Origin of the sequence: Allobacillus sp. SKP2-8, from assembly GCF_007559355.1 — a bacterium.
Lineage (GTDB): Bacteria > Bacillota > Bacilli > Bacillales > Alkalibacillaceae > Allobacillus > Allobacillus halotolerans.
The window spans coordinates 83,300-99,111 of the sequence record NZ_VMHF01000003.1 but is presented as its reverse complement, the minus strand read 5'-3'; the positions used below and the strand labels follow the sequence as shown (position 1 = coordinate 99,111).

The 15,812-nt window shown below is 40.5% G+C and carries 11 protein-coding genes; 3 read left to right on the top strand and 8 right to left on the bottom strand.

Annotated features, from left to right (window positions below; translation table 11 throughout):
• Window positions 1-102: 102 nt before the first annotated feature.
• A complete protein-coding gene (locus tag FPQ10_RS05220; protein ID WP_186278545.1) occupies window positions 103-585 on the top strand; it encodes a tetratricopeptide repeat protein in 483 nt (160 codons plus the stop codon).
• Window positions 586-1,186: 601 nt separating this feature from the next.
• On the opposite strand, the gene FPQ10_RS05215 is transcribed toward FPQ10_RS05220, so the two are convergent.
• The 6 genes from FPQ10_RS05215 to FPQ10_RS05190 all read right to left on the bottom strand — a co-directional run bounded on the left by FPQ10_RS05215 (window position 1,187) and on the right by FPQ10_RS05190 (window position 7,445).
• Window positions 1,187-2,140, bottom strand: coding sequence for an L-threonine 3-dehydrogenase (locus FPQ10_RS05215; protein ID WP_144161331.1), 954 nt, complete (start codon window positions 2,138-2,140; stop codon window positions 1,187-1,189).
• Between the two features lie 31 nt (window positions 2,141-2,171).
• On the bottom strand, window positions 2,172-3,365 hold the full coding sequence (locus tag FPQ10_RS05210) for a glycine C-acetyltransferase (protein ID WP_144161328.1): 1,194 nt from the start codon (window positions 3,363-3,365) through the stop codon (window positions 2,172-2,174).
• Window positions 3,366-3,518: 153 nt separating this feature from the next.
• Window positions 3,519-4,577 carry an ABC transporter ATP-binding protein gene (locus FPQ10_RS05205; RefSeq protein ID WP_144161326.1) on the bottom strand — a complete coding sequence of 353 codons (1,059 nt, stop codon included), beginning with the start codon at window positions 4,575-4,577 and terminating at the stop codon, window positions 3,519-3,521.
• The gene (locus tag FPQ10_RS05200) at window positions 4,549-5,580 is read right to left on the bottom strand and encodes an ABC transporter ATP-binding protein (RefSeq protein WP_144161323.1); all 1,032 of its coding nucleotides are present in this window, start codon (window positions 5,578-5,580) and stop codon (window positions 4,549-4,551) included. Before FPQ10_RS05200 ends, FPQ10_RS05205 begins: the two co-directional genes overlap by 29 nt.
• A 23-nt stretch (window positions 5,581-5,603) precedes the next feature.
• Window positions 5,604-6,524 (bottom strand): ABC transporter permease, encoded by a 921-nt coding sequence (locus FPQ10_RS05195; protein ID WP_144161320.1) that lies wholly within the window; start codon window positions 6,522-6,524, stop codon window positions 5,604-5,606.
• Between the two features lie 21 nt (window positions 6,525-6,545).
• Complete coding sequence (locus FPQ10_RS05190; RefSeq protein WP_144161317.1) at window positions 6,546-7,445, bottom strand: ABC transporter permease; 900 nt, start codon at window positions 7,443-7,445, stop codon at window positions 6,546-6,548.
• A gap of 445 nt (window positions 7,446-7,890) precedes the next feature.
• On the opposite strand from FPQ10_RS05190, the gene FPQ10_RS05185 reads away from it, so the two are divergent.
• Window positions 7,891-9,687, top strand: a complete 1,797-nt coding sequence (locus FPQ10_RS05185) for a glutathione ABC transporter substrate-binding protein (RefSeq protein WP_144161314.1) — start codon at window positions 7,891-7,893, stop codon at window positions 9,685-9,687.
• Window positions 9,688-10,019: 332 nt separating this feature from the next.
• The gene (locus FPQ10_RS05180) at window positions 10,020-12,665 is read left to right on the top strand and encodes a thermonuclease family protein (RefSeq protein WP_144161311.1); all 2,646 of its coding nucleotides are present in this window, start codon (window positions 10,020-10,022) and stop codon (window positions 12,663-12,665) included.
• Between the two features lie 25 nt (window positions 12,666-12,690).
• Here FPQ10_RS05180 and FPQ10_RS05175 read toward each other — a convergent pair whose 3' ends face one another.
• The gene (locus FPQ10_RS05175) at window positions 12,691-13,689 is read right to left on the bottom strand and encodes an ATP-grasp domain-containing protein (protein ID WP_144161308.1); all 999 of its coding nucleotides are present in this window, start codon (window positions 13,687-13,689) and stop codon (window positions 12,691-12,693) included.
• A 265-nt stretch (window positions 13,690-13,954) separates the two neighbouring features.
• Window positions 13,955-15,784, bottom strand: a complete 1,830-nt coding sequence (gene typA, locus FPQ10_RS05170) for a translational GTPase TypA (RefSeq protein ID WP_144161305.1) — start codon at window positions 15,782-15,784, stop codon at window positions 13,955-13,957.
• Between the last annotated feature and the right edge of the window lie 28 nt (window positions 15,785-15,812).

Here is a 15,812-nt window from a genome sequence, read left to right as displayed (position 1 = left end):
ATTCTATTTGTAAATTCTGATACAATTTCAATTAAGGTTGAGAAACAAGATCGGGTTACAAAAGTTACATCTACGAAAATGAGTATTAATAGGGGTGGAAAAATGAAACTACTTCATAAATTTTTTGATTTAAAACAGAATGGACATCTTCAAAGTGCGCGAGAAGAGATCACACGTTTAGCGGAAGAACAAGAAAAAAATCCGTCAATCCTTTTCGAAGCGGGTTTATTACATAAAAACCTTGAGATGATGCCCCAAGCAATTACATACTTTAACCAAGCGCTTGAATTGGATTTGTCTGAAGGCATACGCAAAAATACGTTATTTCATCTCGGGGCGAGTTATCGTGCTGTCGGTTTGTATGATAATGCAAAGGAAACATTCGAAATTGGCATGAGTGAATTTCCTGCGGCTAATGAATTCTATATTTATTTTGCGATGGTTTTATATAATATGGACGATTCGGATTTAGCGATGGAGATTTTACTTACTAAACTATTGGAAACGACAGATGATGAAAATATCCTCAAACATCAAAAGGAATTTTCTTTTTACGCCAACAGGCTTGATGAATTATTCAATTAAGAAATGAATCAATTTTATCATTGATCTCTTGATTCGTTTCCCGCAGTTAAAGCGTGTCTGAAACTCGTGTGTGAGCTTATATATTATGGTGATGGGCACATAAAACCCGTAACTCGGCTCATATATCTTGCTATTGGGGACATAAAACTCACAAATGGGGTCATATATCACGACGAAGGGCGCATAAAACTCGCAAAAGGGATCATATATCACGATAAGGGATGCATAAATTCGCATGATAGGCACATTAGATAAATGGCAGACTGATAAATTCCCCTCATATAAATAGTAAATGGGCTCATATCTTCATCATTCGGTTCCATTTTATCGATCTGCTATATATTATTTTAGGCGTTCTACATCCTTTGATGGAGTAGAACGCCTATATTTGTGCCCTTTATGGTATTATATGATCCCCGAATGGATGGATATGCGCCTGCCTATGATGAATATGTGCCCTAATATAATAGAAATGCACCCAACTCACTCATATATGCTACCAAAATTGGATTTTATGTGCCTTGTACATACAGACATATCGATTCTAGAAATAGAAGAATCCCCGAAGACCATTTGTTGAATGGCATTCGGGGATGTATTTTTATTCATTCGCTAGTTTCTTCTTAACGTTCGTCAGCATATCTTCTGTTACGTCGTCCAACGTAAATCTTGGTTTGAAATCCCACTCATCTTTTGCGGCTGTGCAATCAATGGAGTTAGGCCAGCTTTCCGCTATTTTCTGTCTGACAGGGTCGACTTCATAATCCAATTCAAAAGAAGGTAAATGTTTTTGAATCGAACGCTTGAAATCTTCTGGCTCGGCACTAAACGCTGCCACATTAAAGGCATTTCGGTGCTGCAAACGTTCTGGGTTTGCTTCCATTAACTGAATGATTGCGTCAATCGCATCTTGCATATACATCATATCCATCTGCGTACCTTTTCCGATAAACGATGTATATTTATTCTGTTTCAACGCCTCATAATAAATCTCAACGGCATAGTCCGTCGTGCCACCACCTGGTTCTGTCACATAGGAAATCAAACCAGGAAAGCGAACGCCACGTGTGTCGACACCAAAACGATTATAGTAGTAATCACATAACAATTCGCCTGCAACCTTATTGACGCCATACATTGTCATTGGGCGTTGCATCGTGTCTTGTGGTGTAAGATCTTTTGGCGTATTTGGGCCGAAAGCACCGATTGAGCTCGGTGTAAAAAATTGAGCATCTAATTCGCGTGCTACTTCCAACGCGTTCATCAATCCACCCATGTTCAAGTTCCAAGCAAATTGAGGGTTATTCTCTGCTTTTGCTGATAATAATGCAGCTAAGTGCATAATGGTGTCTACATTATATTTCTTTGCGATGTCGTGCATGGCCCGTTCATCAGTAGCATCTAATACCTCAAAGGGACCATTCGTGTCATCTAAGTTTTCAGGCTTTCGAATGTCGGTAGCAATGACATTCGAATGTCCATACGTTTCTCTTAGCTGTGCGGTCAATTCAGATCCAATTTGACCGAGCGCTCCTGTTACTAAAATGTTCTTCATTCAGGAATCCCCCTCTGTTCCTCTCTCTATTCTATTGGATGATACCCATTGCTTTTCCGACTTTTTCATAAATCGAAATAGCTTCATCCAGCATTTCCTTCGTGTGTGCCGCTGTTGGCATATTTCTTACACGGCCTGTACCACGAGGAACAGTTGGGAAGACGATGGATTTTGCATAAACGCCTTCTTCGTACAAACGCTTACTGAATTCTTGGGTTGTTTTTTCATCTCCGATAATACAAGGTGTAATTGGTGTTTCACTCTCGCCAATGTCAAAACCTAAGTTCTTCAAACCTTCTTTTAGATAATTTCCATTTTCCCATAAACGATCGTGAAGTTCTGTTGATTCCATCAACAAATCGATTGCTTTTGTACATGCCGTAACATCGGCAGGTGACAAGGATGTTGAGAAAAGGAAAGGACGTGAACGCACCTTTAACCAGTCAATCAAGTTTTGTTTACCAGCTACATAGCCACCGACAACACCGATTGCTTTCGAAAGAGTCCCCATTTGAAAGTCGATTTCATCTTGAAGACCAAAATGCTTCACTGTGCCGGCACCTTTCCCCATCACTCCAGATCCGTGGGCATCATCAACATACGTAATTAAGTCAAACTCTTTGGCGATTTCAACGATCCCTGGAAGATTTGCGACGTCTCCATCCATCGAAAATACGCCATCAGTGATGATCATAATTTTATTATACTGACCTGATTCTTTGGCTTCTTTCGCCTTCTGTCTTAAATCTTCCATATCAGAATGGTTGAAACGAATGATTTTCGCTTTGGAAAGACGACAGCCATCGATAATGGAAGCGTGATTCAGTTCATCAGATAAAATGGCGTCATTTTTATCCATTACGGCAGAAATCGCCGCCATATTACAGTTGAAGCCGGAAGTATAAGCGATTGCAGCTTCAGTTCCTTTAAATTCAGCAATTTTTTCCTCAAGCTTCACGTGGACATCCAATGTTCCATTAATCGTACGAACGGCACCAGCTCCGACACCATGTGAATCAACATGTTGCTTTGCGACTTCTTTTAGTCGTTCATCCGTTGCAAGACCCAAATAGTTATTAGAGGATAGATTGATTAATTCTTTTCCTTTAATCGTTATTTTTGGGCCATTTGCACCTTCAACAACCTCGATCTCATTATAAAGACCTTGGTCTTTTAATTCCTGTAAATTTTCATTCAAAAATTGATCTAACGTTTCACTAGGCATTTTGTTACCTCCTGAATCATTTTCATTTCATTCCCATTAGTATGATAACATGATTTTTTGTCCTTGTAACGGAATAGCAAACTCATATGAAAGCGCTTTACTCCCAATTTAAATAAAAGCAGAAGACCGTTTGGCCTCCTGCTCGCTTTTTAACTATACTCTTTCAGGTTCTTCACTCAATTGGCGGACTTTGCTTGTTTCACGAGTTGGCTGGTGTTCACCAGACTCAATCAACTCCATGTAATGACAAGCTCCTTGGTGACCTTCTGCCATATATCCTGTGCTGCGTAGCTCAGGTGTCTCTTCCTTACAACGTTCTGTCGCAAATGGACAACGTGTATGGAAACGACAGCCAGTAGGCGGATCGATCGGTGAAGGTACATCTCCTTGTAGGAAGATACGATCTTTATCATGATCTGGATCCGGTACTGGAATAGCAGATAATAAAGCTTTTGTATAAGGATGTTGAGGATTTTCAAAGATGGACTTCTTATCTCCCACCTCAACGATTTTTCCTAGATACATGACGATGACTCGATCTGAGATATGACGAACAACGCCAAGGTCATGTGAAATGAATAAATACGTCAAATTCATTTCTTTTTGGAACTTTTTCAATAGGTTCAACACTTGCGCCTGGATAGAAACGTCCAATGCTGAAACAGCCTCGTCACAGACGATAAGTTTTGGATCAACAGACAATGCACGGGCAATCCCGATACGCTGACGCTGTCCACCAGAGAATTCATGTGGGTAGCGGTCTGCATGGTATGGCTGTAATCCGACTGTTTCTAACAATTCAGCAATTCGGTCGGCACGTTCTTCTTTCGGAACGACACCTTGAATCGCCATCGCTTCTCTTAATGTTTCACGTACTGTTTGACGTGGATTTAAAGAAGCATATGGATCCTGGAAAATAATTTGCATATCTTTACGCATTTTACGCATTTCTTTTTTATTCAAATCCAGTAGGTTGATACCATCGAATTCAACCGTGCCGTCTGTCGGATTATCCAATCGTAAAATAGCTCGACCTGTCGTAGATTTTCCACATCCGGATTCACCAACGACACTGACTGTTTCTCCTTCGTGAACGGTGAAAGATATGTCATCAACCGCTTTAACATTATTGACAGTCCGGCCTAAAATGCCACCTTTAATTGGGAAGTACTGTTTTAAATTTTTAACTTTCAGTAGTTCTTTCTGGCTCATATACTTTCACCCCCGGGTCGCCGTTCCACTCATCGGTGTAAATCCAACAGCGAATTTGTTCTCCATCCCCGACATCGTCAAGAGATGGCAATTTCTCATGGCAAAGATCCGTCGCAAATGGACAACGTGGTGCAAATCGACAACCAACAGGCATCTCATCTGGACTAGGTACAGTTCCTTTAATCGGTGTCAATTCTTCTTGGTCTCGATCACTACGCGGTAGGGATTTCAAAAGACCTACTGTATATGGATGACGTGGATTTTTGAATAATGTTCTCACATCTGCATATTCGACGACCTTACCACAATACATAACTGCTACATAATCGCACGTTTCAGCAACAACACCTAAGTCATGTGTAATCATGACAACGGACATGCCTAATTCATCTTGTAATTCTTTAATCAATTCAAGAATCTGTGCCTGAATCGTAACGTCCAACGCAGTTGTCGGCTCATCTGCAATCAATAAATCCGGTTTACACGCCAAGGCCATGGCAATCATGACACGTTGACGCATTCCACCAGATAATTCGAATGGATATTGGTCCAATCTCTTCTCAGGTGAAGGAATACCAACAAGTTTCAACATCTCGATCGCTCGTTTGCTTCCTTCTTTTTTCCCTAATCCTTGGTGGATCTTATATGATTCTCGGATCTGTTGTCCGACTGTATATGTTGGGTTTAAAGAGGTCATCGGTTCTTGGAAAATCATTGAGATTTGATTTCCACGGATTTTACGCATTTCCTTTTCATTTAAATCCAGAAGGTTCTTGCCTCTGAATTTTATCTCTCCACCTTTGATTTTCCCTGGGTGGCTGATCAACTGCAAAATAGACATCGCAGTGATACTTTTACCTGATCCGGATTCCCCTACGATACCTAGCGTTTTACCTGCTGGTACATCAAAGGTCACTCCATCGACCGCTTTGACTTCACCGCCTTCGGTAAAGAAGGATGTCCGGAGGTCTGTTACTTCTAGTATGGATTCGTTTGTACTCAATGATTCCACCTCACTTTCATTTATTATTCCATATCAATACGTTTGTTCAATAATGTGTATGAAATGTCGACGATTAAATTCACAAGAACGAAAATAACCGAAATGATCAGAATACAAGCTTGCACGACTGGAAAGTCTCTCGCCATAATCGAGTCAATAACCAATCGGCCCAGTCCATTAATACTAAATACTGTTTCAGTAAGTACCGTACCTGCTAGCAATGTACCGAATTGTAGACCAACAACAGTAACAACTGGGATTAATGCGTTTTTCAGTGCGTGTCTGTAAATAACGATTTGTTCGTGAACCCCTTTTGCTCGTGCTGTTCGAATATAGTCTTGGGAAATAACATCAAGCATACTCGAACGGGTCATCCGGGCAATAACTGCGGCACCGGCTGTTCCTAATGTAATTACTGGCAACACAATCTGCTCGGCTGACCCCCAACCCGTTGGCGGGAACCAACCTAGCTGAATGGAGAACCAGTTCATCAACATCAGTCCTAGCCAGAAGTTCGGCATCGACATTCCGAACAAAGCAATAATCATGATTGTCACATCTCGCACGGAATACTGACGTACAGCAGAGACAATACCGGCAATCAAACCGATGAAAATACTTAATATTGTACTATAAATTGCCAGTTCCATCGTCACCCAGAACCTAGGTTTGATTTCATCAAAAACTGGCGTGTTATTTCTATAAGAATAGCCAAAATCCAATTGAGCAACATCTGTAACAAAATTTACATATTGAACTGGAAGCGGATCATCTAATCCCATGCTGACTTCGATCCGTTCAATTGTACTTTGAGATGCTGTTTCACCCGCAATAAGCTGAGCTGGATTCCCTGGTGTCAAATGCATCAGTAAGAATACAAGCAATGTTACACCAAACAGTACGGGTATTAATTGAAATAAACGACGTATAATATATGTTGTCATTTTTCTGTTCGCACCCCTTTCCTAGTTCTTCAATTTCGGATCGAGAGCATCTCGTAATCCATCACCAAAAATATTAAATGCCAATACAACAATAACAATTGCCATACCTGGGAAGAATGCAATGTATCCAGCATCGAAAATGTAATCTCTTCCGTCATTCAGCATAGCGCCCCATTCTGGCATCGGCGGTTGAGCACCCATACCTAAGAACGACAGCCCTGCAGCAGTCAGGATTGCTGAGGCAATGTAAAGGGTCGCATTCACGATGACCGGAGAAGAAACGTTCGGCAAGATATGTTTGAAAATAATTCGAAAATCTGATGATCCTAATGCACGAATGGCATCTACATATTCGAGCTTCTTCGCTGCCAATGTTGAGCCTCGAACGATTCTGGCAAAACCAGGTATCGCATAAATGGCTACCGCAATCGTAACGTTGATCAAACTACCGCCCAAAATACTTACAATCGCAAGTGCGAGTAAGATTCCCGGGAAAGCTAGTAAAATATCGATGAGTCTCATGATGAAGTTATCAATACGCCCGCCATAATAGCCGGCAACGATTCCTAATGGCACACCCATGATCGCGCCCAAAAAGACAGAGCCAAAACCTACACCTAACGTATATTTCATCCCATAAATAATTCTAGTGAAAATATCCCTTCCCATATGGTCTGTCCCAAACCAATGTTCAGTAGACGGTCGACTAAATTTATTAATGACATCTACATCACTCGGGTCCATTTTTAATAGGAATGGACCGACGATTGATACGATTGATAAAAATACAATCGTATAGAAACCAATCAATGCCGCTTTGTTTTTCTTTAAGCGTTTATAGAAATCTTTCAATGGTGACGGTTTCTTATGTTCTGTTTGCAATTCAATCTCTGTGTTTTGTTCAATATTTTGATTTGCCATTCCAGGAGCCCCCCTTTTTTCATTGTAGAGAAATCGGTTTTTACTATATGTCTACTCATTATCGTCTTGCCATAACATCCGGTTCGTTTTCAAAATTGTGCGACACTTTTGGTAAAGAAGTTCTACTTAGTATACCAATTTAAAAAAATTAGTAATTAGTAGATTTCTGGAAGGATGTTAAGGAAGTATGTCGAACCGTTTCTAGATAATCATAAACGCTAGACAAAATTTTGACAACATTATTTCTTATATAGATATAATTCAGAAAAGAATTAAAAAAATGAAAAATATTTAACGCCTCTTCTTTTTAGTTAGCTGGATGTGCGAAGTTTATGGGATTTTTGATTAAATGAAACCTTGCTAATTGTGAAAAAATAAGGTATGATTTTTTTAACCCTATCCTAAATAGGGAAAACGATATATTCTCAAGGGGGTAACACGCACTATGAAGTCCAAAAAACTACTTTGGCTGTTCGCGTTAATGCTAGGTCTATCTCTAGTATTAGCAGCATGTGCCGGTGATGGCGAGTCTGATAGTGAAGGCGAGTCAGAAAGCGGTTCTGAAGAGTCTGGTTCTGAAGAAGATTCTAGTGAATCTGATTCTGAAGACAGTGAAGGTGAAGAAGCATCTGGAGGAGATGGCAGCAATGATGTCATCTTAGCAGTATCTGCTGATGTTGTATCACTAGATCCACACCTAGAAAACGACGTTCCTTCCAGTAACGTTCGAGATAACATTTATGAAACTTTAGTTGAACAAGACGAAGACATGAATATCGTTGAAGGTCTTGCGTCAGATTGGGAACAAAAAGATGACACGACATGGGTATTCACACTTAGAGAAGGTGTAACATTCCATGATGGTTCTGACTTTACAGCTGAAGACGTAAAAGCGAACCTTGAACGTGTACTTGACCCTGCAGTTGCATCACCACGTGCTTTCCTTTATGACATGGTTACAGAAGTTAATGTACTTGGTGATCACGAACTAGAAATTAAGACGGAATATCCATTCGCTCCACTTCTAGCTCACTTAGCTCACGATGCTGGTGGGATTATGAGTAAAGATGTTATCGACGCTGACTATGAGAATGCAATCTCAGAAGCAGGCCTAGACATCACGCTTGATGAATACTACCAAGCAAGAGCTGACGGTAGCGAAGAGTATTCAAGAATGGAAGAAAATGATAAAGGCGAAGAGGTTCAAGCAGGTTATGTAGCAGACCTAGCGGAATACACTGGTATCCACTCTGCGCAGAACCCAATCGGTACTGGCTACTTCAAATTAGAAGAGCGTCAGTCTGGTGAAAAGACAGTTCTATCCCGTTACGAAGATTACTGGGGTGAGCCTGCTAAGCCATCAACTGTTACATTTAAAGTAGTATCTGAACCATCTGCTCGTATTGCTGAGTTGGAAACTGGCGAATCTCACATCGTCGACCCACTACAACCGACAGACGTCAGCCGCGTTGAAAACAATGAAGATACGCGCGTAAATAACCAACCGTCTACAAGCTTATCTTACATTGGATTCAATGTTGAAAAAGAACCATTTGATGATCCAAAAGTACGTCAAGCAATTAACCTAGCTATCAACAACGAAGAAATCATCGAAGGAATCTACCAAGGTAATGGTACACCAGCAACTGGACCATTAGCACCAGGTGTATTCGGTTATGATGAAAGTGTTGAAGGTTTAGGCTATGATCCTGACCGTGCGAAAGAACTTCTTGAAGAAGCGGGCTACGGTGATGGCTTCGAAACGACTCTATGGACAAATGAAGATAATACACAACGTGTAGAAACAGCTCTTTATGTCCAAGATGCTTTAAGTGAATATGGCATCGACATTGAAATTGAACAAATTGAGTGGGGCGGTTACCTCGAAAGAACTTCGAATGGTGAACATGACATGTTCGTACTTGGTTGGTCCACTGTAACAGGTGACGCTGACTACGGACTATATGCACTATTCCACTCTGAAATGGTTGGTTCTCCAGGTAACCGTTCATTCATTAAAAATGATGAACTTGATAAACTTCTAGATGAAGGTCGTCGTGAGACAGACGAACAAAAACGTGCTGAGATTTACAAAGAAGCACAAGAAAAACTAACTGAACTTGCTCCAATGCTTTACATTCACCACCAAAACTACTTGACTGGTGTTCGCGAAGAGGTTGAAAACTTCTCTGTTGATACATTGGGTATTTATCAGTTAAAAGATGTTACAATCAGTGAGTAATCATTGATGATTAAAACCGGAGGAACATATCCTCCGGTTTTTTTCTGTGCATTTTTCCCGGTTAATTTTTATATACAGCGTGATTTTATTTGCTGAAGTGGTTAGCACCACACCATACATAGCATTTTCCTTAACTGTTGAATGGGTAAATAAAATGGAGAAATACATTCATGTTTTATTCCTTAAACCTAAGTTTAGTCATAAGGTTACAAGTCTACGAATTAAGCTATGGGACTAATGACACAATTTTCTTTTTCTTGTAAATATTCATTTGTAATTAATTAAATTGCGATATAATAAGATTGAATTTTACTAAAGGAGGAGAAGAAAGCGTGAAAAAAAGAAATTCCGGTTTAATGATGTTAATCGTCTCATTATTACTCTTTTTTCTTGTTCCAGTTGCTATTCAAGCGGATAGTCATGAAGACTTGATGATCTCTGAATATGTAGAAGGTAGCAGCTACAACAAGGCCATTGAATTGTACAACGGAACAGGAAGTGCAATTGACTTATCTGAATACACGATCGTTAATTTCGCAAATGGAGCTTCCCAACAACCTGGAGATGGAAATGCGAACGCTTTATCTCTTTCAGGAACACTTAACTCCGGAGAAACATACGTCATCGCAAACGAAAGAGGTTCTGATGAGCTTTTAGCAAAGGCTGATTTAACAGGATCCTCTTATTTTTATGGGTTCAATGGGGATGACGCCATTGTCTTGTTCAAAAATTATGATGAGACAACACGACAAGGTGTAGCAATTGATCGAGTTGGCGTAGTTGGCGAAGACCCAGGAAGCTACTGGGGGAACAATGAAGCTAAAACTCAGAATATGACGCTTGTCAGAGACGTTGCGGTTACGAAAGGAAAAAAAGATCTTACCTCTCCCCTTTCATTTGATGAGTGGATTGCTTTTTATAGCGACACATTTGAACACTTAGGTTCACACAATAAGGTTGAACCGCCGTCAAATGAAGTTCAAGACGAGTATGAAGCGACAGTTGAACGGGTTGTCGATGGTGACACCATTAAGATTCAACAGGCGATACTCGGTACAACGACTATACGTTTTTTAAACATAGACACCCCTGAAACCTACCACCTAGATCAATATGATTCGAACTTGATCAATGAAGATCCTGATCATTCACAAAAATACCATGGTGATCAAGCAACAAAACAACTAGCTTCCTATATTCAACCAGGAGATAAAGTCATTTTAAAAGTCGGTGAAGAACCTCTAGATACGTACGGCCGTTTGCTCGCTGAAGTTGTACGAAAGTCAGATGGTCTGAACACGAACAAAGAAATGGTGAAAAATGGCTATGCAGCGACTTACTTTATTTGGCCAATCGGTGACAAAACAACTTATGAGGAATACCAGCAAATACAACGTGAAGCGATTAACCAAGGAAACAATATATGGTCTCAAGAAAACCCACTAATGGAATTACCGTTTGAGTTCCGAGCTCGCTATGATGGACGAGCGTTATACCGCTACCCAGGTAATTCAGATACAAAACAATATTTCATGCCTGACGAGTGGAAAAATGTCCCGATTGATAAGCGTATCTTTTTTCCGGATGAAATGTCAGCTTTGAACGAAGGGTATCAACCTGCATTCGATCGTGAACCTGTCATTGCTGATGCACGTACCGCTTCAATTGGCACGAACGTAATGATTGAAGGTACAGTCACACATAAAATCAACCAATCTGGTAAAACAAATTACTATATACAAGATGAAACGGCTGGAATTGTCGTTCGTACAGACCAATTGAACGCCAATGTCGGTGACCACATTCGTGTAGCTGGTGTAACGAATGAATATTACGACATGCTTCAGGTAGAGGCATCAAGCGCTGAGGTAATTGGTGAAGGTCCAACCGTTGAGCCTACCGTCATTACATCTGATAAAGTTGGCGAAGATTGGGAAGCACAGTTGGTTCAATTAGAAGGCGTCGAAGTTTTGAGCGTCAACCAACATAACGATTACACAGTCAAAGATGCTAGCGGAGAATTCATTATTGATAATGACGCGGGCTTCTTACAGGTCGGTGAAACGTATGACACAATCGTCGGAGTCCTCGACTATAATTTTGGTGCGTTTAAAGTAATGCCTAGAAATGAAAATGATTTAACGAAAGAACTTCCGATTATAAGCTTACAAGAAGTACGAGAGTCTGAACTCGATTCACGTGTCCACTTTGAAGGCGTCGTGACTGCTGCTTTCACAGTTGGTGGCTCTACGAATTATTACGTTCAAGATGACAGTGCGGGTATTGTTGTTCGGCTTGCTGAGTCAGACGTAGAAGTTGGAGATAAGATTCGCGTAAAAGGTAAAACTGAAGAATATTTCGGTTTACTGCAAGTTCAACCAACGCTTGCAAATACAACAATTGTTGAAAAGAATGTTGGTGTTCCAGCTCCTAAGATAGTTACATCTAACGATTTAGGTGAATCACTAGAAGGACAACTCGTCCAAATGAACAACGTAGCAGTTGAATCTGTTGATAACCACGCCAACTATCAAGCTAGCGATCAACATCGAGCATTTGTCATCGACTCCTATGAAGGCTTTGTCGAAACAGGAAAATCGTATGAATCTGTAACTGGTGTCGTTACGTATAACTATGATGAATACAAACTGATGCCGAGAAATCCACAAGATGTAATCGAAGCGTTTTCTTTACTAGATGGCTATGTTGCTGGCGAAGAATCCATCGCGCAAGTGACTGACTCCCTTCTCAAGTTGACTTCTGAAAAAGATATCCAAACAGCTTTAAGTCAGCTGAAAGAAGAGTTAACTACCCATATTCAAACAAACGGCAATACGGAACAGCATATCAAGTCGGCCATAAAGCATATTGAAAAAGCGTTGATCAAATATCAGAATAGCGATAAAGATGCACACTACAAGAAAATTGGTCACGAAATCGAAAAGCTCTTCAAACGGATGGAAAAACAAGCATCTTAATCATTAAACCAGCTAGCCAAATGCGCTAGCTGGTTTTGTTATTTTCATCTTTCGAGTCGATTTTACGTAACATGACTTCTGAATACTTCATCATCCATATTCCTTCTGGGTACTGAATTTTTTCAAACGGTTGATTCTCTTTTCCGTTCAAATTGTTTACGATATATTCCATGAAATTACAACCCATTTCATGTGCATGGAGATAGCCTGCTCCAAATCGCGGATTGATTTCTGAAATATAATACTTTCCATTCCATTCAAAACAGTCGATATCCAACGGTCCCGTAAATCCTGCCGCTTCAACAAATGATGTAATCAGAGACACCAACTCCTCATTGTTGACTGAAACCGATTTATCGGTTGCACCATTTACCATTTTGAACTTCTCTTTCATGAATACATCGACTAATTGACCACTAATCAAGTCTATATAGACATCAATGCCAAACTCTCTATCTTTCAAATAAGGCTGGATAATCGAATGACCTACTTTTTCTACAGCCTCTCTTAACTGCGCTTCATCTTCTACACGCCAAACTCCTTCACTACCTTTTCCGTCAGCCGGCTTCACAATCAGCGGGTAATCAAAATCTCGTTCATGAAGCAACGTTAATGTTTCTTCAACCGTTGAAAATGTCGGTACCCCAGGAAACCCCAGCTGATCGATGTATTGGTAGGTTTTTAGTTTATCCGTACACACATCCACTAAGTCTTGATCACTCGTCGCTAACTTCACACCGATGTTATCTAAAACAGATTGGTTTTTCACGAGCTTTGGTACTTCTTCTTCGATCAATGGAATAATGGCGTCAATCTCTTTCTGTTTACACGCTTGAATGATGGACGACATATAGTTCTCGTCATCAACTGGCTTCAGTAAAACATGATCATCTGCTGCAAATAAAGCTGGCGAATAGGGGTCCGAGTCACCTGCAATCACTTTCCCGCCAGTTGATTTGACAGCTTCTTTTATATATTGAGTCATTTTTACTCTTGATCCGGTTGAACAAATTAAAATGTTCATGTTGTATCACCTTCTATGGCTTTAGATTTCAACTTGTTATATCTATGTACTCGTTTCTCATGAAAGTTAAACCTCAACGAATTTGATAACCAATCGGATCGTAGGACCAAGGACCTTACCTTCTTGTGCTAATTTCTAAGACAGATCCTTTTCCACAATGGCGAAAGACTCATGTTATTTAACGACGTGATTTCATTTGTGTGAAATTTATACTTTTTGAAATAAAAAATCCCTTGCTTTTCAGCAAGAGATTTTTTCATTTTATTTATGCTTTTTTAGCACGTTTCTGATCACGTTCACGTTCGTTTTTATTCAAGATTTTCTTACGGAGTCGCACTGAATCTGGTGTAACTTCGCAATACTCATCGTCGTTCAAGAACTGAATCGCTTCTTCTAAGGTTAGCTGTCGTGTACTACGGATATTCACCGTATTATCTTTGTTCGCTGAACGAACGTTTGTGAGAGCTTTTTCTTTTGTAATGTTAACCGTCAAATCATTTTCACGGTTATGCTCGCCTACAATCATACCCTCATAAACTTCAGTTCCTGGCTCCACAAAAATCGTACCACGGTCTTCCAGTGCCAAAATACTGTAGTTTGTCACTTTTCCACGTTCCTGTGCTACAAGGACACCTGAACGTCTTCCACCAACGCGTCCGGAAATAAATGGTGCGTACTGATCAAACGAATGGTTAATGATACCATAACCGTGCGTTTGCGTCATGAATTCAGTAGAATATCCAATTAAACCACGGGATGGTACGTTGAATTCTAAACGCACTTGACCATTTCCTTGGTTTTCCATGTTACGCATTTCACCTTTACGCTCACCTAATGATTCCATAACCGCTCCGGTGTATGCTTCCGGCACATCGATTTGAACACGTTCCATCGGTTCACATTTCACGCCATCGATTTCTTTGATAATAACTTCCGGCTTGGAAATTTGAAGTTCGTACCCTTCACGACGCATATTTTCAATCAGAATAGACAAATGCAATTCTCCACGCCCAGAAACCTTCCATGCATCAGGTGAATCGGTCGGCTCTACGCGTAAGCTGACATCCGTCTCTAACTGTGTCAAAAGACGTTCTTCAATTTTACGAGAAGTGACATGCTTTCCTTCTTTTCCGACAAACGGACTATTGTTCACGACAAAAGTCATCTGCAAGGTTGGCTCATCAATACGTGGGACAGGTAGTGGATCGTGATGATTCTGATCACAGACCGTTTCCCCTACGTTCAGATCTTCCACGCCAGCAATCGCAACAATGTCGCCTGCTTGCGCTTCTTGAATCTCTGTACGCTTCAAGCCAAGAAAACCAAATAATTTGGTGACACGGAAATTTTTCACTGTGTCGTCTTTTTTAATTAATGAAACGCTGTCGCCTACTTTAATTCGACCTCGGAAAATCCGTCCAATTCCAATTCGGCCGACATAATCATTGTAATCAAGCAATGTAATCTGGTATTGTAATGGACCGTCTATATCTTGCTTCGGTGCAGGAATGTGGTCCATAATCGTTTCGAATACAGGGTCCATTGTCTCTTGCAGTTCATCCGATTCGGTTCCAGATGTACCTTGAAGCGCTGAAGCATAAACAACTGGGAATTCCAATTGGTCATCGTCTGCACCTAATTCGATGAATAGGTCAAGAACCTCATCAACGACTTCATCCGGACGAGCATTCGGACGATCAATTTTATTCAATACAACAACGGGTTGAAGCTTTTGCTCCAATGCTTTCTTTAACACGAAGCGTGTCTGTGGCATACAGCCCTCATAGGCATCGACCACAAGAAGCACCCCATCAACCATTTTCATGATCCGTTCAACCTCGCCACCAAAATCGGCGTGTCCAGGTGTATCCATAATGTTGATTCGAGTATCTTTATAATTAATAGCCGTATTTTTAGCTAAAATTGTAATTCCACGCTCTTTTTCAATGTCATCGGAGTCCATGGCACGATCGTCTATGTGCTCATGTTCCTTAAATGTTCCTGAGTAATGTAGTAACTGGTCAACTAACGTCGTCTTTCCGTGATCGACGTGTGCAATAATTGCGATATTGCGGATATCTTTTGAGACTTGCATATCATTCCTCCTAGTTCTTTTCAACTTT